The 20,456-nt window shown below is 70.4% G+C and carries 20 protein-coding genes and 1 riboswitch; of the genes, 10 read left to right on the top strand and 10 right to left on the bottom strand.

The window, feature by feature from the left end; genetic code table 11:
• Positions 1-35: 35 nt before the first annotated feature.
• Entirely contained in the window at positions 36-1,022 is a 987-nt protein-coding gene (locus OHB01_RS23420; RefSeq protein WP_142644894.1) for a carbohydrate kinase family protein, read from the top strand.
• A gap of 10 nt (positions 1,023-1,032) precedes the next feature.
• Here OHB01_RS23420 and OHB01_RS23425 read toward each other — a convergent pair whose 3' ends face one another.
• The gene (locus OHB01_RS23425) at positions 1,033-1,347 is read right to left on the bottom strand and encodes a sulfurtransferase TusA family protein (protein ID WP_168065533.1); all 315 of its coding nucleotides are present in this window, start codon (positions 1,345-1,347) and stop codon (positions 1,033-1,035) included.
• Positions 1,347-2,480 (bottom strand): cysteine desulfurase family protein, encoded by a 1,134-nt coding sequence (locus tag OHB01_RS23430; protein ID WP_142644895.1) that lies wholly within the window; start codon positions 2,478-2,480, stop codon positions 1,347-1,349. Before OHB01_RS23430 ends, OHB01_RS23425 begins: the two co-directional genes overlap by 1 nt.
• Positions 2,481-2,802: 322 nt before the next feature.
• Here OHB01_RS23430 and coxB point away from each other — a divergent pair, with 322 nt between their 5' ends.
• From coxB to OHB01_RS23450, 4 genes are all read left to right on the top strand, one after another.
• Positions 2,803-3,498, top strand: a complete 696-nt coding sequence (coxB, locus tag OHB01_RS23435) for a cytochrome c oxidase subunit II (RefSeq protein WP_240970787.1) — start codon at positions 2,803-2,805, stop codon at positions 3,496-3,498.
• Positions 3,495-5,159 carry a cytochrome c oxidase subunit I gene (gene ctaD / locus OHB01_RS23440; protein WP_260617001.1) on the top strand — a complete coding sequence of 555 codons (1,665 nt, stop codon included), beginning with the start codon at positions 3,495-3,497 and terminating at the stop codon, positions 5,157-5,159. The genes coxB and ctaD overlap by 4 nt, the downstream gene beginning before the upstream one ends.
• Positions 5,156-5,551 (top strand): cytochrome c oxidase subunit 4, encoded by a 396-nt coding sequence (locus OHB01_RS23445; RefSeq protein ID WP_142644898.1) that lies wholly within the window; start codon positions 5,156-5,158, stop codon positions 5,549-5,551. The genes ctaD and OHB01_RS23445 overlap by 4 nt, the downstream gene beginning before the upstream one ends.
• A gap of 134 nt (positions 5,552-5,685) precedes the next feature.
• The gene (locus tag OHB01_RS23450; protein WP_168065535.1) at positions 5,686-6,861 is read left to right on the top strand and encodes a L,D-transpeptidase; all 1,176 of its coding nucleotides are present in this window, start codon (positions 5,686-5,688) and stop codon (positions 6,859-6,861) included.
• Positions 6,862-6,863: 2 nt separating this feature from the next.
• On the opposite strand, the gene OHB01_RS23455 is transcribed toward OHB01_RS23450, so the two are convergent.
• The 6 genes from OHB01_RS23455 to OHB01_RS23480 all read right to left on the bottom strand — a co-directional run bounded on the left by OHB01_RS23455 (position 6,864) and on the right by OHB01_RS23480 (position 12,274).
• A complete protein-coding gene (locus OHB01_RS23455; protein WP_328853988.1) occupies positions 6,864-7,292 on the bottom strand; it encodes a hypothetical protein in 429 nt (142 codons plus the stop codon).
• 299 nt (positions 7,293-7,591) lie between these two features.
• The gene (locus OHB01_RS23460; protein ID WP_142644900.1) at positions 7,592-7,948 is read right to left on the bottom strand and encodes a hypothetical protein; all 357 of its coding nucleotides are present in this window, start codon (positions 7,946-7,948) and stop codon (positions 7,592-7,594) included.
• Between the two features lie 177 nt (positions 7,949-8,125).
• Positions 8,126-9,757 carry a cytochrome b gene (locus tag OHB01_RS23465; RefSeq protein ID WP_142644901.1) on the bottom strand — a complete coding sequence of 544 codons (1,632 nt, stop codon included), beginning with the start codon at positions 9,755-9,757 and terminating at the stop codon, positions 8,126-8,128.
• Positions 9,754-10,833: a ubiquinol-cytochrome c reductase iron-sulfur subunit gene (locus tag OHB01_RS23470; protein ID WP_328853989.1), complete on the bottom strand. Its 1,080-nt coding sequence runs from the start codon at positions 10,831-10,833 to the stop codon at positions 9,754-9,756. The genes OHB01_RS23465 and OHB01_RS23470 overlap by 4 nt, the downstream gene beginning before the upstream one ends.
• On the bottom strand, positions 10,830-11,639 hold the full coding sequence (locus tag OHB01_RS23475) for a c-type cytochrome (protein WP_142644903.1): 810 nt from the start codon (positions 11,637-11,639) through the stop codon (positions 10,830-10,832). The genes OHB01_RS23470 and OHB01_RS23475 overlap by 4 nt, the downstream gene beginning before the upstream one ends.
• Before the next feature lie 17 nt (positions 11,640-11,656).
• Positions 11,657-12,274: a cytochrome c oxidase subunit 3 gene (locus OHB01_RS23480; RefSeq protein WP_142644904.1), complete on the bottom strand. Its 618-nt coding sequence runs from the start codon at positions 12,272-12,274 to the stop codon at positions 11,657-11,659.
• A 162-nt stretch (positions 12,275-12,436) separates the two neighbouring features.
• Here OHB01_RS23480 and OHB01_RS23485 point away from each other — a divergent pair, with 162 nt between their 5' ends.
• Complete coding sequence (locus tag OHB01_RS23485; protein ID WP_142644905.1) at positions 12,437-12,832, top strand: response regulator transcription factor; 396 nt, start codon at positions 12,437-12,439, stop codon at positions 12,830-12,832.
• Positions 12,833-13,108: 276 nt separating this feature from the next.
• Entirely contained in the window at positions 13,109-14,158 is a 1,050-nt protein-coding gene (gene trpD, locus OHB01_RS23490) for an anthranilate phosphoribosyltransferase (protein WP_142644906.1), read from the top strand.
• A gap of 105 nt (positions 14,159-14,263) precedes the next feature.
• On the opposite strand, the gene OHB01_RS23495 is transcribed toward trpD, so the two are convergent.
• Together OHB01_RS23495 and OHB01_RS23500 are read right to left on the bottom strand one after the other, a co-directional pair.
• The gene (locus tag OHB01_RS23495) at positions 14,264-14,551 is read right to left on the bottom strand and encodes an Lrp/AsnC family transcriptional regulator (protein ID WP_142616764.1); all 288 of its coding nucleotides are present in this window, start codon (positions 14,549-14,551) and stop codon (positions 14,264-14,266) included.
• A 67-nt stretch (positions 14,552-14,618) separates the two neighbouring features.
• Positions 14,619-16,340, bottom strand: coding sequence for a DEDD exonuclease domain-containing protein (locus tag OHB01_RS23500; RefSeq protein ID WP_142644907.1), 1,722 nt, complete (start codon positions 16,338-16,340; stop codon positions 14,619-14,621).
• A gap of 493 nt (positions 16,341-16,833) precedes the next feature.
• Here OHB01_RS23500 and OHB01_RS23505 point away from each other — a divergent pair, with 493 nt between their 5' ends.
• From OHB01_RS23505 to OHB01_RS23515, 3 genes are all read left to right on the top strand, one after another.
• Complete coding sequence (locus OHB01_RS23505) at positions 16,834-18,150, top strand: NYN domain-containing protein (RefSeq protein ID WP_147942231.1); 1,317 nt, start codon at positions 16,834-16,836, stop codon at positions 18,148-18,150.
• A gap of 149 nt (positions 18,151-18,299) precedes the next feature.
• On the top strand, positions 18,300-19,262 hold the full coding sequence (locus OHB01_RS23510) for a C40 family peptidase (protein ID WP_142644909.1): 963 nt from the start codon (positions 18,300-18,302) through the stop codon (positions 19,260-19,262).
• A 314-nt stretch (positions 19,263-19,576) separates the two neighbouring features.
• A riboswitch (cyclic di-AMP (ydaO/yuaA leader) is annotated at positions 19,577-19,731 on the top strand.
• A gap of 71 nt (positions 19,732-19,802) precedes the next feature.
• Positions 19,803-20,411, top strand: a complete 609-nt coding sequence (locus OHB01_RS23515; protein ID WP_328853990.1) for a C40 family peptidase — start codon at positions 19,803-19,805, stop codon at positions 20,409-20,411.
• Positions 20,412-20,456 lie beyond the last annotated feature (45 nt).

Genomic DNA, 20,456 nt, shown 5'->3' on the forward strand with positions numbered 1-20,456 from the left:
GTCTCCCTGATGCTGACAACGAGGAGAATGACCCCGTGCGCATCGCCGTCACCGGCTCAATCGCCACCGACCATCTGATGACGTTCCCCGGCCGCTTCGGCGACCAGCTCATCGCCGAGCAGCTCGACCGGGTGTCGTTGTCGTTCCTCGTCGACGAACTGCAGATCCGCCGTGGCGGATGCGCGGCCAACATCGCGTTCGGCATGGGCTGCCTCGGGCTCACCCCGGTCCTCGTCGGCGCCGTGGGCACCGACTTCGCCGACTACCGCTCCTGGCTGGAGCGCCACGGCGTCGACTGCGAATCGGTGCACGTCTCCGAGCTGCACCACACGGCGCGCTTCCTGTGCACCACCGACGAGGACCACAACCAGATCGCCTCGTTCTACACCGGCGCGATGGCCGAGGCGCGGGAGATCGAGCTGGGCCCGATCGCCGACCGTCTCGGCGGGCTCGACCTCGTCCTGATCAGCCCCAACGACCCGGCGGCGATGCTGCGGCACACCGACGAGGCGCGGCAGCGGGGCATCCCGTTCGCCGCCGACCCGTCGCAGCAGCTCGCCCGCATGCCGGGCGAGGAGATCCGCCAGCTCGTGGAGGGCGCGGCGTACCTGTTCAGCAACGACTACGAGCTCGGGCTGATCGAGCAGAAGACCGGCTGGTCGGGCGAGGAGATCCTCGACCGGGTCGGCGTCCGGGTGACCACCCTCGGGCCGAAGGGCGCCAGGATCGACCGGAAGGGCGAGCCGTCGCTGCACATCTCGCCGGCTCCCGAGCTGGGCAAGGCCGACCCGACCGGCGTCGGCGACGCCTTCCGCGCCGGGTTCCTCGCGGGCCTCGCCTGGGGGCTGTCGCTGGAGCGCTGCGGCCAGATCGGCAACCTCACCGCCACCCACGTGCTGGAGCAGGTCGGCTGCCAGGAGTACGAGCTGAGCCAGCGCGTCTTCCTGGAGCGCTTCGCCGCGGCGTACGGCGCCGACGCGGCCGGAGAGGTGGGGCAGCACGCCCGCTGCCACTACGCCTGACGGCGGGCGCTCAGTAGTTGCGGCGCACGTGGATGGACCAGCCGCCCTGCGGCAGCTCGTAGCTCCCCACGTGCTCGTGTGACTTCAACCGGCACCAGGCCGGGACGTCGGTGAACGCGGCGGGGTCGTCGGCCAGCACGGCGACCACGCCGCCCGTCGCCACCTGGTTGATGCGCTCGGCCAGCATGATGATCGGGATCGGGCACTTGCGGCCCAGCGCGTCGATCGTCAGCGCGGGCGGCTCCGCCGGCTGGACCGGCGGGGCGGGCTCGGCCGCAGCCGCCTCAGGAGACCGCCGGGCGCCGCCCGTCCGTCTGCGCCACATCAGTGCACCCCCAAGCTCGACCGGATCCGCCGCACGATGTCCGGAAGCACCGCGAGGAAACGATCGACGTCGTCCTCGGACGCGCCACGGGGCAGCGATACCCGCACATTCCCATGCGTAAGCACGCCCATCGCCTCCAGAACATGCGATGGACGAAGCGTACTCGCCGTGCAGGAGCTCCCGGACGAGACGGCGAAACCGGCCTTGTCGAGCTCGGTGAGCAGCGCCTCGCCCTCGACGTACAGGCAGGAGAAGGTGACGATGTGCGGCAGCCGCAGGACGGGGTCGCCGACGACCTCCACGTCGGGCACCAGCCGGGGCACCTCGGCGCGGATCCTGTCGACCAGGGCGGACAGCCGCCGGCCCTCGGCCTCCGCCTCCTCGGCCCGGGCGCGCAGCGCCGCGGCGGCGGCCACGATCGCGGGCACGTTCTCGAACCCGGGCACGCGCCGCCGTTCGCGCTCGTCCTCGGGCAAGGGCGAGCGCCAGCGCACGCCCTTGCGCACCGCCAGCACGCCCACCCCGGCCGGGCCGCCCCACTTGTGCGCGCTCGCGGTCAGGACCGACCAGCCCTCCGGGACCGGCAGGCGGCCCGCCGACTGCGCGGCGTCGACCAGCAGCGGCACGCCCGCCTCCCGGCAGGCCCGCGCCGCCTCCTCGACCGGCTGGAGGGTGCCCACCTCGTGGTTGGCCGTCTGCAGGCACGCCAGGGCCGTGCCGGGCCGCGCGACGGCCTCGGCGAACGCGTCCGCGTCCACCCGGCCCGTACGGCTCACGCCGACGATCTCCACCTCGCCGCCGTCGCGCTCGTGGAGGGCGCCCGCGTGCAGGACGCTGGAGTGCTCGACGGCGCCCGCCACGAGGCGGTTCCCGGCCCGGCGGCGGCCGGCCAGCGTGCCGAGCACGCCCAGGTGCACCGCCTGCGTCCCCGAGGCGGTGAACGACACCTCGTCGGGCCGGGCGCCGATCAGTTCGGCTACCTCTGCCCGCGCGCGCTCCAGTAACATCTGGGCCCGGCGTGCCGTGCCGTACAGGCGGGCGGGATCGGCCCAACCGGCGTCGATCGCCGCCAGCAGGGCGTCACGGGCCGCGGGATGGAGAGGTTCGGTCGAAGCCGCGTCCAGGTAGGCCACAGTTAGGACATTAACGGGGGCTGCTCAGAGGGGCGGCGCCGGTCCGCGCTAATGTGTCCCCCAGCGTGAACTCAACCAAGTAAAGGGCAGACCGGCCGCAAGGTTGGCGCAGGTCTCACCCAATGGTCAATTGGAAAAATCGCCCAGGAGAGGAACTCTTGGGCTTCATCTGTGGGGTAGGCGATCCGTGAGTCCGACCCGCCGTACGACACGGCGACCGTGGGCACGCCGCCGGTTGCCCGGAGCCGCCGCCCTGGCGCTGCTGGTGGCGTCCGGGACGGCGTGTAGCAACCAGGCGATCGATCAGTGGTCCCGTGGGGGCATGCCGGAAGGTGTCACCAAGCAGGCCGGCATCGTCCAGACGCTCTGGAACGGGAGCTGGATCGCGGCTCTCGCCACCGGTGTGGTCGTCTGGGGACTGATCCTGTGGGCGTGCATCTTCCATCGCAAGAAGAAGAACAGCCCCGATCAGCTGCCTCCGCAGGTGCGCTACAACCTGCCGATCGAGATCCTCTACACGGTGGTCCCGGTCATCATGGTCGCGGTCTTCTTCTACTTCACGGCACGTGACGAGACCGAGATCACGCGGATCAGCAACGACGCCCCGGTCAAGGTGGCCGTCGAGGGCTACCAGTGGAGCTGGCGCTTCACGACCGAATACCAGGGCCAGAAGGCCGTGGTCGCGGGCGTGCCGGTCGACCTCAGCAAGCAGAGCCCGGAGAACCCGCAGGGTCCGCAGCTCGTGCTGCCGGTCAACACCCAGGTCCAGTTCGACCTGCACTCGCCCGACGTCATCCACTCGTTCTGGGTGCCGGCGTTCCTGTTCAAGCAGGACGTCTTCCCGGGCAACGTGCACAACAAGTTCCAGATCACGACGCTCGACAAGACGGGCGTCTTCGTCGGCCGATGCGCCGAGCTCTGCGGCACCGACCACAGCAGGATGCTGTTCTCCGTGAAGCTCGTCCCGCAGGCCGAGTTCGACCAGTACATCAAGAGCCAGGCGGGGAGTGCGCAGTGACCGCCATCCAGCAACCGGTCGGCCTCGCCGCGCGGCCGTACCGCAAGGGCACGGTCATCGCCAAGTGGCTGTCCTCGACCGACCACAAGGTGATCGGGCACCTCTACCTGATCACGTCGTTCGTGTTCTTCCTCATCGGCGGCCTCATGGCGCTGGTGATGCGGGCCGAGCTCGCGCAGCCGGGGCTGCAGTTCGTGTCCAACGAGCAGTTCAACCAGCTGTTCACGATGCACGGCACGATCATGCTGCTCATGTTCGCGACGCCGCTGTTCGCCGGCTTCGCCAACGAGCTGATGCCGCTGCAGATCGGCGCGCCCGACGTGGCGTTCCCCCGGCTGAACATGGTGAGCTACTGGCTCTACCTGTTCGGCAGTCTGATCGCCGTCGGCGGCTTCTTCACCCCGAACGGGTCCGCGTCGTTCGGCTGGACCGCGTACGCGCCGCTGTCGAACGCGGTGACCTCGCCGGGCCTCGGCAGCGACATGTGGGTGCTGGGCCTGGCGATGTCCGGTCTGGGCACGATCCTCGGCGCGGTGAACTTCATCACCACGATCCTGACCATGCGGGCCCCCGGCATGACGATGTTCCGGATGCCGATCTTCACCTGGAACATCCTGCTGACCAGCATCCTGGTGCTGCTGGCCTTCCCGGTCCTGGCGGCCGCGCTGCTCGCTCTCGAGGCCGACCGCAAGCTGGGCGCGCACATCTTCGACTCGCCCACGGGCGGGGCGATGCTGTGGCAGCACCTGTTCTGGTTCTTCGGTCACCCCGAGGTCTACATCATCGCGCTGCCGTTCTTCGGCATCATCACCGAGATCCTCCCGGTCTTCAGCCGCAAGCCGATCTTCGGCTACATCGGCCTGGTCGGCGCGACCATCGCCATCGCGGGCCTGTCGGTCACCGTGTGGGCGCACCACATGTTCGTGACCGGGCAGGTGCTGCTGCCGTTCTTCTCGTTCATGACGTTCCTCATCGCCGTGCCGACCGGTGTGAAGTTCTTCAACTGGATCGGCACCATGTGGCGGGGACACCTGTCGTTCGAGGCGCCGATGCTGTTCGCGGTCGGCTTCCTGGTGACCTTCCTGTTCGGCGGTCTGACCGGCGTCATCCTGGCGTCGCCCCCGCTGGACTTCCACATCAGCGACACCTACTTCGTCGTGGCCCACTTCCACTACGTGGTCTTCGGCACCGTGGTGTTCGCGATGTTCGCGGGCTTCTACTTCTGGTGGCCCAAGTTCACCGGCAAGATGCTGAGCGACAAGATCGGCAAGCTCCACTTCTGGCTGCTGTTCTTCGGCTTCCACCTGACCTTCCTGGTGCAGCACTGGCTGGGCGTCATCGGTTTCCCCCGGCGCTACGCCGACTACTCGGCGACCGACGGCTTCACCGACCTGAACATGGTCTCCTCGGCCGGCGCGCTCCTGCTCGGCCTGTCCACCCTGCCGTTCTTCTACAACGTGTGGGTGACGTGGCGTAAGGCGCCCAAGGTCACGGTGGACGACCCGTGGGGCTTCGGCGGCTCGCTCGAATGGGCGACCTCCTGCCCGCCGCCGCGGCACAACTTCACGTCGCTGCCTCGGATCCGGTCCGAGCGCCCGGCGTTCGACCTCAAGTACCCGCACATCACCGCCAAGCCTGAGCTGGTGGAGGAGTCCCGATGAAGATCCAGGGGTGGATGTTCCTGCTCTGCGGCGTCTTCTTCGCCGCCGCGGACGTGGTCTACTGGTTCTGGTCCAAGGAGCCGACCGGCACCACCGCCATGGCGATCTCCGTCGGCCTGGCTCTCATGATCGGCTACTACCTGCTGTTCACGGCGCGCCGCATCGGCGACCAGCCGGAGGACAACAAGGAGGCCGAGATCAGCGACGGCGCGGGCGAGATCGGCTTCTACAGCCCGCACAGCTGGTGGCCGTTGTTCGTCTGCCTGTCGGCCGCGCTGACGTTCTTCGGCTTCGCGGTCGGCTGGTGGCTGTTCTTCATCGGCCTGTTCTGCACCGTCATGAGCATGATCGGATTCGTGTTCCAGTACTACCGGGGCAACTTCTCGCACTGAGCGGGTGGAGGGCCTCTGACGGCCGGTCGGCGATCTCGCCGGCCGGCCGTCGTGTTCTTTGCCGCCATGCGGTCCCCGGACTGCCCGAACGGTACGTCATCAGGGAATAACCCCCGGAAAGCGACGCTAGGGGGATGGACGTGCGTGCTGGGGCGGGGGCGCTGGCCCTTCTCGTGATGGTTGCCGGATGTTCCACGTCGAGCGGACGGGATGAAGACCAAGGCCCACGGACGGCGATCAGCATCAGCCCGCTCGACGGCGCCGCGGGCCTGCCGCCCGAGCTGCCGATCCTCATCGGTGCGGCGAGCGGCACGCTCACCCACGTGGCCGTACAGGCCGGGGGAAAGCCCGTCGCGGGCGTGTTCAGCCCCGACCGCACCCAGTGGCGCAGCGAGCGCTCCATGGCCCCGGGGACGTCCTACAGCGTCGAGGCGACGGCGGCGGGGCCCGGCGGCTCGACGACCAGGACCGTCCGCTTCACCACGAAGCAGGCCGCCAAGATCTTCGGCATCTCCACCCTGCTGCCCAACAAGGAGGACACCGGCCTGAAGGTCGGCGTCGGCATGCCGATCATCATCACCTTCGACAAGCCGGTCACCGACCGCGTGTCCGTCGAGCGCAACCTGATTGTGCAGGCGTCCAAGCCCATCGAGGGCGCCTGGCACTGGCTCGACGACAAGAACGTGGTCTTCCGCCCGGAGAAATACTGGCCGACGTACACGAAGGTCCGCGTCACCGCGCGCCTGGCCGGCGTCAGGGGCGGCGAGGGCATGTACGGCAAGCAGGACTACGTCAGGAACTTCGAGATCGGCCGCTCGCAGATCAGCGTCGCCAACACCCAGACGCACCACATGAAGATCGAGCGGGACGGCAAGCAGATCAAGAACATGCCGATCAGCGCGGGCATGGGCGACGTGCTCCGCCACCACACCACCAGCGGCATCCACGTGGCGATGTCCAGGGAGGACGTCACGGTCATGACGTCGCCGGACGCGGGCCCCGGGCAGGCCGGCTACTACCAGACGACGGTGTACAACAGCGTCCGCATCTCCAACACCGGCGAGTACGTCCACGGCGCTCCGTGGTCCGTGGGCGACCAGGGCAACTCCAACGTCAGCCACGGCTGCGTGAACGTCAGCCCGGAGAACGCCAAGTGGTTCAAGAACAACACCCTGATCGGCGACCCGATCATCGTCACCGGGACGCCGCGCAGGCTGGAGGCCACCAACGGCTGGAGCTACTGGCAGGACTCCTGGCCGCAGTGGCTCAAGCGGAGCAGCCTGCGTGCCGCTCCCTCCGAGAGCCTGTGAGCTCACCGCCGTACGGGCGGCCCGTCTCGGATAACGGCGGTGGCGGCGGCCCCGCCCAGCAGCAGCGCCCACCCTGTCAGGCGGCCGTCCAGCCGCCCGCGCGCCCACAGGATGCCCAGACAGTACGGCACCAGCCAGCCGGTCGCCACGTTGGTCCAGCCCACTCCGTGCGTCCAGGACGGCCCGTCCAGGCCGAACCTGACGAGGTCGGCCAGGGCGACGGCCGCGAGCGGCCACACCGGGTGCAGCCGGGCGGCGAGCGGGGTCGCCGCCGTCAGCGCGGCGAAGACCAGCAGGAACCACATCGGCGACCACACCAGCTTGACCAGCGCGTGGACGGTGCCCGGATCGGCCCCCCACGCGAGCATCGCGACCGCCGCCGCGCTCCACACGCCCACCAGGGGCACCGCAGGGCGGAACAGCCGGCCCATCCGGGCGGCGGCCCACCGGCCCGTGGCCCTCGCCCCTGGCCCGCGCGCGGCCGTGGCTCTCGACGGCCACCCGCCCGCCCACGAAGAAGAACACGGCCATGGTCTGGAACAGCCAGGAAGCGGGCGCGAGCCGCGGCATGTACTTCAACGGGCTGGTGACGCGCAGCATGCCGCTGTCGGCGACGGGGGCGGTCACCAGCCAGTGGCCCGCCACCACACCGGCGATGGCGACGGCGCGCAGCGCGTCGACGGCCCGGTCGCGCCCGCCGGGTGTCGCCGCCTCGACGCGCTGGACGAGGTCACGGAGCATGGCTCACCCCGGTGGGAGCATGCCCCGGCAGGATCCGGGCGATGCTCGCCAGAGCGGGCGATCCGTCGTCCAGATAGTCGCTGTGACCACCGTCGCCCGCGGCGAAGATCCGGGCGCCGAACCCGGGGGCCATGGGGTCCGCGCCGAGCCCGATCGTGCCGAAGGGCAGGCGCACGGGATCGAGGCCACCCGGCTGATCACCGAGGGCTGCGGCGCGCAGGTCCTCGTCCTGACCGTGATCGGCGAAACGCGGAAACACCGAGCGAGCCGGAGGGGGCGCGCCGGAGTCTGGAGTGAGGAGCGCGCGGGAGCGGAGCGACCAGAGCGTGACGAGGGTTGTGTTCATCGCGCGTCTCCGGCACGACTCATCGCGCGCCTCCGGCACGACTCATCGCGCGCCTCCGGCACGACCGGCGGGTCCGAGCACCCCGATGAGCGACGCGGGAAACACAGAAACGCAACGGCCCGGCGGGGGAGTGGTTCCCCCAGCCGGGCCGCTTCGTGCCGGTAGGTCAGGTGCCCGTCAGTGGAGCTCCTTGCGGTCGCCTGCGCCGACGCCCGCGTGCTCCCCCTCGTGGCCCTCCTCGTGGTGGCCGTCGGTCAGCGGCACGTGGTCGGTGCCGTACGCCTCGCTCAGCTTGGCCCGGAGCCGGCCGAGGGCGCTGCGGGCGCTCTTGGGCGGGATGCCCTCGCCGTCCTCGGCGCTTTCGAGCACCGGGATCTCCTTCTTGCCGCGGATGTGCTCGGCGATGTCCTCCGCCGGCGGCGTGTGGATCTCGATGTACTGGCCGTTCGGCATCCGCTTGATGACGCCGGACTCCACGCCGTGGGACAGCACCTCGGCGTCCTTGCGCTGGAGGCCGATGCACATCCGGTAGGTGATCCAGTACGCGATCGCCGGGCCGACGAAGATCGCGACCCGCCCGAACCAGGTCGTCGTGTACAGGCTGATGTGGAAGTTCGCCGAGATCTCGTCGTTGGCGCCCAGCAGCCACAGGATGCCGTAGAAGGTCATGCCCGAGATGCCGATGGCCGTACGGTGCGGGTTGTTGCGCGGCCGGTCGGCGACGTGGTGCTCGCGGCGGTCGCCCGTGACCCACTGCTCCAGGAACGGATAGAGCGCCAGGCCCGTCATGACGATGCCCAGCGGCACCAGCGCCGGGATCAGCACGCTGAACGTCACCGTGTGGCCGAGGAAGTTGATCTCCCAGGCCGGCATGAGACGCAGCGCGCCCTCCAGGAAGCCCATGTACCAGTCGGGCTGGGAACCGGCCGAGATGTCCGCCGGCGTGTACGGCCCGAACAGCCAGATCGGGTTGATCTGGGCGAAGGTGCCGAGCAGCGCGATGACGCCGAACGTGAACAGGAAGAACGCGCCCGCCTTGATCATGAAGGCCGGGTAGAACGGGGCGCCCACCACGTTCTTCTCGGTCCTGCCCTTGCCCGGCATCTGCGTGTGCTTCTGCACCCACATCAGGATCATGTGGGCCGTGACGAGCGCGAGCAGGATGCCCGGGATCAGCAGGATGTGGATCGAGTAGAACCGCGAGATGACGTCGTGGCCCGGATACTCGCCGCCGAACAGGAAGAACTGGAGGTAGGTGCCCACGATCGGGATCGCCAGCATGACGCCCTCGGTGATCCGCAGACCGGCGCCGGAGAGCAGGTCGTCGGGGAGGGAGTAGCCGGTGAGGCCCTCAAGGAGCGCCAGCGAGAGCAGCAGGATGCCGATGATCCAGTTGAGCTCGCGCGGCTTGCGGTACGCGCCGGTGAAGAAGACACGGAGCATGTGCACCGTCATGCCGGCCACGAACAGCAGCGCCGCCCAGTGGTGGATCTGCCGCATGAGCAGACCACCGCGGATGTCGAAGCTGATGTGCAGCGCCGAGGCGTAGGCCTCCGACATCTTCACGCCGTACAGCGGGGCGTAGTTGCCCGTGTATGTCGTCTCGGCCATACCCGGCTTGAACCAGAACGTCAGGAACGTACCGGTCAGCAGCAGGATGATGAACGAGTAGAGAGCGATCTCCCCCAGGAGGAACGACCAGTGGTCGGGGAAGATCTTCCTCAGGTTGCGCTTGAGGAAGTTCCCCGCGCCGATGCGGTCGTCGACGAACGTCGAGACGCCTGTGATGGCCTTCGGGGGAGCGTTCATGATGCTTTCTCCCTAACTTCGGCTTCGGCGTCGCCGCGCTCCCAGAAGCTGGGACCGACCGGGACGTCGAAGTCGGACTTCGCGACGAGGTAGCCCTCCTCGTCGATTCCGATGGGGAGCTGCGGCAGTGGCCGCGCGGCGGGCCCGAAGACGACCTTCGCGCCGTCCGCCGCGTCGAAGGTCGACTGGTGGCACGGGCACAGGATGTGGTGCGTCGTCTGCTCGTAGAGCGCCGCCGGACAGCCCACGTGGGTGCAGATCTTGGAGTAGGCGACGATGCCGTCGTGCGTCCAGTTCAGGTTCGTGCCGGACTTGAGCTCCTCCGGACGGAACTTGAGCAGGATCAGCGTCGCCTTGGCCAGGGCGTTCAGGTCCTCCTCGTAGCCCTCGGGGACCACGGAGAGGATGCCGCCGGGCGAGTTGAAGTCGGCCGCGCGGATCGGCTGGCCGGAGCCCTCGACCACGAGGCGGCGCGGCTTGCCGTCCTTGGTGGGCTCGCCCCAGACGGTGTGCCTGAGCGAGGTCCCCGGCAGCGGGCCGAGGTCCTTCAGCAGCACCAGCGGCGCCAGGCCCAGCGGAGCGGCGGCCAGCAGCAGCGTGCGGCGCAGCAGCCTGTGCTTGACGAAACCGCTCTCGTCGGCGCCCTGGAGGAAGGTCTCCTGGACGTACTCACGCGTGTCGTCGTCGGAGCGCATCTCGTGGCGCTCCTGGACGAGGTTGTACTTCGGCATGATCCGCCGGACCCAGACCGTGAGCCCCGCGGCCAGCGAGAGCAGGGCCAGGGCCAGGGTGCCGCCGAGCGCGAGGTTCGACGTGGCCGTCCTGTCGATCGTGCCGACCTGGAAGATCACGTACGAGGCGATGAAGCCGGCCCCGGCCAGGAAGGTGACCAGGAACAGCAGAGCGACGAGGCGCTCGGCCTTGCGGGCCTTGACCGGGTCCTGCGGGATCACGCCGGGAACGCCCTCGGGCGCGTGGACCGGGTCGGTGTCGACGATCGGCGCGTCCGCGGGCGGAGTGCCGAGGACGCGCGTCTGCACCCGGCCGCTCTCGGGGAACTCGTTCTGCTCTGTCATGCCGCCCGTCGCTTCTTCGCTGTGATCCAGATGGAGGCCAGGATCAGGAGGCTGAGACCCACGACCCACGCTACAAGGCCCTCGGTGACGGGACCGATACGGCCCAGACCCGAACCGCCCGGGTCGACCTGCGACCGCACGTGGGTGATGTACGCGATCATGTCACGCTTCTGCTCCGGCGTGATCGTCGAGTCGTTGAACACCGGCATCGCCTGCGGGCCGGTGGCCATCGCCTCGTAGATCTGCGTCGGCGTCGCCGGGTTCAGCGGCGGCGCGTACTTGCCGTAGGTCAGCGCGCCGCCGGCGCCCACGAAGTTGTGGCACTGGATGCAGTTGGCGCGGAAGAGCTCGCCGCCCTTGGCCGGGTCGCCCTTGGCCGGGTCGACCTGCTCGGCGCTGGGCACCGTCGGGCCGCCGCCCAGCGACTGGACGTACGCCGCGAGCTGGTCGACGGCCTGGTCGGTCGCCCACTCGGCGCGCGGCTTGCGCGGAGCCTGGGGACCCGCGTCGGCGGCCGGCATGCGGCCGCTGCTCACCTGGAAGTTCACAGCGGCGGCTCCGACGCCGATGAGCGTCGGAGCCTTCTTGGTGCCTTCGGCGTTCATGCCGTGGCAGCTCGCACAGTGCGCCACGAAGAGGCTCTTGCCCTGCGCCACGTCGTCGGCCTTGCCGGACGCGATCGCGGCGTCCGCGGTGCTGCCGTTCGGCGCCGCGAGCGCATAGCCGCCGCCGAGCAGGCCCAGCGCGAGCGCCACGACGGCGACTCGCGCGAGGGGATGGCGCCGTCGGGCGGTGATGGAATTCACCGAAATCCCCGTTCCGATCATTTGATGATGTAGATGGTCGCGAAAAGGCCGATCCAGACCACGTCGACGAAGTGCCAGTAGTAGGACACGACGATCGCGCTGGTCTGCTGCTCATACGTCAAGCGCTTCGCGGCGTACGTGCGTCCCAGGATGAAGAGGAACGCGATCAGACCACCCGTCACGTGCAAGCCATGGAAGCCCGTGGTCAGGTAGAACACCGAGTCGTACGGAGAGTGCGAGAGGATGTGACCCTCCTTCGCCAGGTTTCCGTACTCCCAGAGCTGTCCGCCCACGAAGAACGCACCCATCAGGAAGCTTACGACATACCAGAATCGCAGCTTCTTGACCTGGCCTTTCTCGACGGCCCACACGCCCAGCTGGCACGTGACGCTCGACAGAACCAGGACGGTCGTGTTGAAGGTCGCGAACGGGACGTTGAGGTCCGCCTCGGGCCAGTGAGTGCCCTGCCCCAGGCTGACCGACCGGATGGTGAAGTACATCGCGAACAGCGCCGCGAAGAACATGAGCTCAGAGGACAACCACACGATGGTGCCGACCTGAACCAGGTTCGGCCGGCTGGACCCGTGCGGTCTCGTCGTCGTAGTAATTGCGGATGCTGTCGCCACGCCCAGCATTATTGCGGCTCCCCAGGTCGGGTCGCCCCACGACCCCCCGCTAGGGTCCATCTGCGCCTACGAAACGGGCATGTCATCGCAATCGCCCCGGGGCTGCGAGCCCTGCAGCCGCGCCGGTAGCATCACGATGACCATACCCCGCGATTCGACAGTGAGCGTGAAATGAGGGTTCTCGTCTACAGCGACGACGCAAGCACCCGGGAGAAGGTGCGGCTGGCCATCGGGCGGCGCCCCGCCGCGGACGTGCCCCTCGTCGAGATCGTCGAGTGCGCGACCCAGCCGGCCGTGATCAAGCACCTCGACTCCGGCGACATCGACGTCGCCATCCTTGACGGCGAGGCGCAGCCGGCCGGCGGGATGGGGGTCAGCCGGCAGGCCAAGGACGAGGTGCACAACTGCCCCCCGATCCTGCTGCTGATCGCCCGCAGGGACGATCGCTGGCTGGCCAACTGGTCCCGCGCCGACGCCGTCGTCGCGCAGCCCATCGACCCCGTCGTCCTGGCCGAGGCCGTGGCCGACCTCATGCGGCGCCGTCTCAGCCTCACCAAGGCGCACTGAGCCGCGCGCCCCGAGCCGCGCCCGTGAAGGGGTGCCCTCAGCCGGACGTGCCGAATCGGGCGCGCCGGGCGGGGCACACCGAACCGGGCGCTCCAACGAAGGCGCGGGAGCCCCGGCGCGTCGTCAGGCGGGCCCGCAAGCGGGGGCGCCGGCGCCGGGCACACCCTGACCCTGGACGCCGGGCGCGGTCGCGCCCGGCCCCGCGTCCCGGCCTTCCGGCCGGGCGGCACAGCCAACACGCCGACCCGACTCCACATCGAATCCGCGGAGCCCACCATGGACACGCGCACCACCTGGCCCTCCACGCTGAACGCCCTGCTGGCGGGCGAGAACCTCACGGCCGACGAGACGGCCTGGGTAATGGGGGAGATCATGTCGGGGTCGGCCACCCCGGCGCAGATCGCCGCCTTCGCCGTCGCCCTGCGGGCCAAGGGCGAGACCGTCGCCGAGGTGACGGGCCTCGTCCGCACCATGTTCGAGCGCGCGACCCCGCTCACGGTCGAAGGGCGGGTGGTCGACATCGTCGGCACCGGCGGCGACCGGGCGCACACCGTCAACGTCTCGACCATGGCCGCCATCGTCGCGGCGGCGGCCGGGGCCCGGGTCGTCAAGCACGGCAACCGGGCGGCCTCCTCGCTGTGCGGCGCGGCCGACGTGCTCGAACACCTGGGCGTCGCCCTCGACCTGTCGCCGGAGACCACCGCCAGGGTCGCCGTGGAGGCCGGCATCGCCTTCTGCTTCGCGCCCGTCTACCACCCGGCGCTGCGCTTCACCGGCCCGCCGCGCAAGGAGATCGGCGTGCCGACGGTGTTCAACTTCCTCGGGCCGCTGGCCAACCCCGCGCGCCCCGCCGCCCAGGCGATCGGCGTGTTCGACGCGCGCATGCTGCCGGTCATGGCCGGGGTCTTCGCCGAGCGCGGCGTGTCGGCGCTGGTCTTCCGGGGCGACGACGGCCTCGACGAGCTGTCCACCGCGGCCCCGTCGACTGTCTTCGTCGTCCGCGACGGCACCGCGACCCAGACGACGATCGACCCGGCCGACCTCGGCATCCCCCGTTCCCAGCCGGGCGACCTGCGCGGCGGCGACGTCGAGTTCAACGCGGCGGCGGTGCGCGACCTGCTGCGCGGCAAGACGGGGCCGGTGCGCGACGCGGTGCTGCTGAACGCGGCGGCCGGCCTGGTCGCCTACGACGGCCCGGGCGACGACCTGACCGGCGACCTGCGCGCGGCGTACGCCCGCGCGGCCGAGGCGGTCGACTCGGGCAGGGCCGCGCAGACCCTGGAGCGCTGGATCGAGATCAGCAGCGCGCTCGGCGGAAAGGGCTGATCGCGCTCCCGATCGGGATCGCCTCCACCGCGGGAGGGCCCGGCCGTCCGCCGTGACGGGGACGTGCCGGGTCCGGCCTGAACCGCCGCGCCGCCGGGCGGGGTCTCAGTCGGCGTCGGCGAGGCCGATGGAGAAGGCCGCCTCCAGGTCGTGACGGGAGTAGGTGCGGAAGGCGATGTGCGTCTCGGTGTGCCGCACGCCCGGCACCTTGTTGACGCGGCCGGGCACGACCTCGGCCACCTCGTCGTATCGGCCGACCCTGACCATGGCCAGCAGGTCGAACTCGCCGGTGATCGAATACACCTCGCTGACGCCCTCGATCTCGGCGATGGCCTGGGCGACCTCGGGGATCCTGTCGACGTCCGCCTTGATGTGGACGATCGCGGTGACCATGCGCGTCTCTCCTGCTGTCTCGCGGCTCGGGTCTGTCGCCCCCGACCTTAGTGCCACCCCCGCGGCCTCACCGCAGGGGCCGTCCCTCACGGCGGTCGCCGCGCTGGTGCCGGTAGGCGCGCTCGATGCGCTCGACCAGGCGCCCGGCGCCGTACGCGGGGAGGCTCCAGGTGCCGTCGACCTGGACGAGGCGCACGCCGGGGGAGTCGAGCCAGCGCAGCACGCACTCGGTCTCCTCGGCGCTGGCGGCCGGGGTGGGCCCGGGACCGGGGACGACGGTCTCCGCCGTGGCGACCAGCGCGTCCACGTACGGCGTGGGGTGGGCGCCCCTGGGCATCACGCCGGCCGCGGCGAGCCTGCCGTGCCGGATGACGTGGATGTCCCAGCCGCCGTCGAAGGCGGGGCTGGCCGCGACCATCTGCGGGATGCCGGTCAGGGACCGCAGGCGCTGCATGCGCGCGGCGGTCCTGACGTAGGCCGCGAGGCGGTCCCGGTCGACGGCCGCCTCCTCATAGCGCTGCTCGGCCGACAGGCGGCTCATGCGCGCCTCCATCGCCGAGAAGACCGCCTCCGCGTCGAGCTCCATCGCGTGCCGGGCGCGGCGGACGTGGCGGGCGTAGCTCTCCTCGCTCTCGCGGCCCTCGCAGGGCGCGCCGCAGCGGCCGATCTCGGCGAGCGCGCAGGCGGGGCGGCGCACGCGGGGCGACAGCCGTTCGGTGCACTGGCGCAGCGGCAGCGCCTCGTGCATGGCGGTCCGCGCGTCGTCGGCGGTGCGGCTGCTGCCGAACGGGCCGAGATAGGTCGCGCCGTCGTCCTTCACCTCGCGCACGACGCTGAGCCGCGGGAACGCCTCGTCGGTCAGCTTGAGCCAGACCACCCGCTCGGGGAAGCGGGACCGCCTGTTGTAGCGCGGCTTGGTGGCCCCGATCATCCGCAGCTCGCGGATCTCGGCCTCCAGCGCGGTGGCGCAGACGATCGTCCTGACCCGCTCGGCGATGCCGACCATCTCGCGGATGCGGGAGCGGGTCTCGCTCGCGGTGAAGTAGCTGCGCACGCGGTTGCGCAGGTTGGAGCTCTTCCCGATGTAGAGCGCCTCGCCCTTGGCGTCTTCGAAGATGTAGACGCCGGGCGCGCCGGGCACCCCGTCGGCGAGGTGGCGTTTGCGCTGCTGCTCCGGCGTGGGAGCGCGCACGAAGCCGCGCAGGTCTTCCAGCGTGTGCACGCCGAGCGACCCGACCCGGGCGATGAGGCCGTGCAGCACGTCGACCGTGGCCTTCGCGTCGGCCAGCGCCCGGTGGCAGGGCTCGGTGGAGCTGCGGAAGACCCGCGCGAGGGTGGCCAGCTTGCAGTTGGGCGTCTCGTCGCGGGTCAGCACGCGGCGCGCGAGGTCGGCGGTGTCCACCACCGGGTTGGCCGGGGGCGGGTAGCCGTTGACCTGGCACGCCGCCTTCAGGAACGACATGTCGAACGGCGCGTTGTGCGCCACCAGCGCGACGCCCGCGATGAACTCCAGGAAGCTCGGCAGCACCTCGGAGAACTTCGGCGCGGCCACGACCATCGCGTCGGTGATGCCGGTCAGCACGGAGATGAACGGCGGGATCGGGCCACCGGGGTCGACCAGCGTGGCGAACTCGCCGATCACCTCGCCGCCGCGCACCTTCACCGCGCCGATCTCCGTGATGGCGTGCTCCGCGGACGACCCGCCGGTGGTCTCCAGGTCGAAGACGACGAACGTGACCTCCCGCAGGGGAGTGCCGAGCTCGTCCAGCGTGCCCTGTACCGCATCCACGCCCAAGACCATAGAAGTCCCGACCGACAATTGCCGCACCCACCCCATGCGGAGGTCAAGCGACGGTCAGGCGGGCGGCTGCGCCCAGGCCGCTGCGGCGCGCCATTCGCGGGCCGGCATCGCGTAGACCAGCTCGTCGCTCCAGGCCCCGGCGAAGCGTGTGAACACCGCCGAAAGCGTACGGACGGGAATCGGGCCGTCCGCGAAGGGGTTGTGCGTCGCCGGGTCCCGGCCCCGGCGGACGTCGTGACAGATCATGAACGCGACATGGTCACGGTGTGACGGCCGTACCCTTAAAAGAAGACAGGAACATGGGAGTGTCTCGCAGATCTTGCCGTGGGAGGGCGGTCCGGTGGGCGCGCCGTGAGGCTCACGCCTCGGGGACGCCGGATATCGGGACGTTCTCGCATTCGGGGGCGACAGCACCGCGAGGCGCCGCCGGGGCGACCCCAGTGGGCAGAAGATCTGTAGGACACGGCCGAGGAGCGACGAGATGAGTTCAGCCGGAGAAGGCCTGTCTCGTCCGTTGCCCGAGCAGGTCCGTTTACACGTGGTGGAGGTCGCCGCGCAGGTGCTGGGCTCGATGCCCGCCGCGGCCGTGCCGCCGCCGTTGCGCAACATCGCCAGGTTCGACCCGCGCAAGCGCGCCCGTCTTGGCAGCGCGCCGATCGCGGCCCAGCTGGAAAACGACAAGGAGTTCCGCGAGCGGGTGGCCGAGGCGGTGGAGACCGCCTGGCCCGAGCTGGTGGGGAGCCTGGCCGAGGGCACGGTGCCCCCGGCGGCCGAGCCGGTGCTGGTCGCGGCGGCGGCCTACCTGACCCGCCCGCCCGGCTGGCCGGACCTGGTCGAGCAGGCGCGGACCGACCTTGAGCAGGCCGCCGCCGCGGGCACCCAGCGGGAGCAGGCGGAGACGCGGCTGCGCGAGCAGCTCGCGGCGCAGCGTGCCTCCGCCAAGGAGGAGATCGACCGGGTGCGCGAGCAGCTCAAGGCCGCCCGCGCGGAGAACTCCGACCTGCGGCGCAAGCTGCACGACGCCCGCGAGCGGGTCAAGGCCGCCGAGACCAGGGCGGCCGAGCTGGAGGCCGAGACGGCCGAGGCGCGTGCCAGGGCTGCCAGCGCCAACGGCGCGGCCGAGACCGAGCTGCGCCGGCTCAAGGAGCGCCTGGCGGACGCCGAGCGCCAGCTCGAGGCCAGCCGCAGGGCCGCCCGCGAGGGCCGCAGCATCGAGGACGCCCGGGTGCGGGTGCTGCTTGACGCGCTCCAGGACGCCGCCTCCGGGCTGCGCAAGGAGCTCGGCCTGCCCACGACGATCAGCAGGCCGGCCGACTACGTGAACGCGGTGGTGCCCGGCGAGCCGGGCGTGACGGCCGTCCCCGCGCGGGCGCTGGCCAACGACGACCCGCAGCTTCTCGACCAGCTCCTGGCCATCCCTCACCTGCATCTGATCGTCGACGGTTACAACGTGACCAAGACCGGTTATCCGTCGCTGACCCTCGCCGACCAGCGAGCCCGGCTGCTGACCGGGCTCGGCGGGCTCGCCGTGCAGACGCGGGCGGAGGTGACGTGCGTGTTCGACGGCGCCGAGCTGAACGGGCCCGTCCAGGTGTCCGCGCCGCGCGGGGTGCGGGTGATGTTCAGCGCGCCCGGGGAGATCGCCGACGACCTCATCCGCACGCTGGTGCGGGCGGAGCCGCCGGGGCGGGCCATCGCGGTCGTCTCCTCCGACCGGGAGGTGGCCGAGTCGGTGCGCCGCATGGGCGCCCGGCCGGTGCCCTCGATCCTGCTGCTGCGCCGTCTCGGCCGCGGTTGACGCGTCCCGCGCACGCCCCGGACCTGCGACGTCACAGTATGTGACGACTGCCGCGAATACCTGCGAATAGGTTGAAGCTTCAAGATCGCCTAGATAGAGTCGCGCCGCAGGTTTCGTCGATCAAAGAGGTTTATCCTCAAGGGGGCTCAGTGCGAGGGCGTGTGCCGGTGGCCGCCGGTCTGGCCGCCGTGGTCCTGCTCACTCCGATGACGGGCGCGCAGGCGGATCCGAAGCCCACTGTCGCGCAGGTGAAAGCGAAGCTGAGCAAGCTCAACGCGCAGGCCGACCAGCTCGTGGACCGTTATAACGCGGCCAACGAGAAGTGGAAGAAGGCCCGGCAGAAGTACCTCACGATCAACGAGGACTACAAGAAGCAGAACGCCCGGGTCGAGGAGTTACGCTCCGGGCTGGTCTCGATGGCCGTCAGCAGCTACCAGGTCGGCGACATGGGGTCGTGGGGCGGCGTCTTCTACAGCTCCAACCCCGACGCCATGCTCAGCGGTCTCGCCACGCTCAACCACATGTCGGCCGAGCGGGCCGGGCGGCTCAAGGCGTACGAGGGCGCCATCAAGGACCTCAAGAACCGCCGCAACCAGAGCAAGCAGGTCTACAAGGAGGCCGCCGACGTCAAGGACGAGCTGGCGGACGAGAAGGAGAAGGTCGACAAGCTCGTCCGGGAGCAGATGAAGCTGCTGCGCTCGCTCGGGACGTTCAACCCCGGCAACCCCAACAGCGCCGGCGTCGTCTACAACGGGCCGGCGTCCGGCAACGCGCTGGCCGCCCTCCAGTTCGCCTACAAGCAGATCGGCAAGCCCTACCGCTACGGGGGCACCGGACCGGGCGCCTGGGACTGCTCCGGGCTCGTGCAGGCCGCGTGGGCGGCGGCGGGCGTCCGGCTGCCCCGGACGAGCTACGAGCAGTGGGCCTGGGGCGCGAGCCGCCGGGTCTCGCTCGACGACCTCCAGCCGGGCGACCTGCTCTGGCACGCCGGATACGGGCACGTCGGCATCTACGCCGGCGACGGGAAGGTCGTTCATGCCCCGCAGACCGGCGATGTTGTGAAAGTCGTCACACTCGCCGAGTATCACGCGATCGGAGCCGTGCGCCCCTGACGGTCCCGCCGTCTCCGTGACGATCTGTGACTGACGCGGCAAATGTGACCCCATCGGCGCTTGTTGTGCAAATTGTGGGCAGGGTCACATTTGGCGCATTCGCGGTGTGGGTAAGCTGCGATTTCTTCTCCGCGGCCTTCGTTATGCGATCTTTATCCGGCCGGAGCGCTTTGCCGAACGCCGCGAGTCCTGGGTAGCTTCTGGGCCGCGGCGAGCACGCCTCGCCGCCGTGCGTCCCGGTCCGGCCGGCCGGTCGCAGTCATCCAGCGGCATCGGCGTCCTTCATCACCCTCCCCCCGTGGGATCCCCCCGACGCCGATGGCCAGCCGAGTCCGTGCAGTCAGGAGGCACGGAGCCGGGGAACCACCGACCTTCACGCGAAGGTCCGGGGTGAATCGGCGCATCGCGCGCCGTAGGGCGACTTCCCCGCCCGAACCCGTCAGCTAACCCGGTAGGCGTGAGCGGAAGACCCGAGGAGAGATCCTGTCTACCACCCCCAGTCTGTCCCGTCTTGCCCGAATTGCCGTTAGTGGTGCCGCGTTGACGGCATCCGTAGGTGTCGCTGGAGCACATCCGGCGGCGGCAGCCGGCACGGCGGCCGACCCGGCGGCCGACCCGGCGACGGTCACGGTCGTCACGACGGCCACGGCGACGAAGACGGCCACCAAGACGGCCACGAAGACGGGCGCCGAGGAGAGCGCGAAGACCGCCGCCCGCAACGCCGCCGCGAAGAAGCGGACCAAGAGGCACACCGCCAAGCGGAAGATCAGCAGGGCCTCGCTCCAGCGGGCCAGGGCCCGGCGCGCGGTGAAGGCCGCCGAGAAGCAGATCGGCGACCCCTACCGCTACGGAGCCACGGGACCGGGCGCGTTCGACTGCTCGGGCCTGGTCCAGTACGCCTGGCGCAAGGCCGGCGTACGGCTGCCGCGCACGACGTGGTCCATCCGCAGCGCGGTCAGGAAGAAGGTGTCCTGGGGGCACTTCGAGCCCGGTGACCTCATCTTCACCAGCGGCGGCGGCCACGTCGGCATGTACGTCGGGCACAACAGGATGATCCACGCCCCGCACAGCGGCACGCGGGTCAGGATCGACAAGCTGGACGCCTACCGGAGGAGCACCTTCGTGGGTGCCGTCCGGCCGGGCGTCTGACGGGCACCGGTCACCAAGCCCCCTCGACCGGCGCCGTCCTTACGG

Source organism: Microbispora hainanensis, from assembly GCF_036186745.1.
Classification (GTDB): domain Bacteria; phylum Actinomycetota; class Actinomycetes; order Streptosporangiales; family Streptosporangiaceae; genus Microbispora.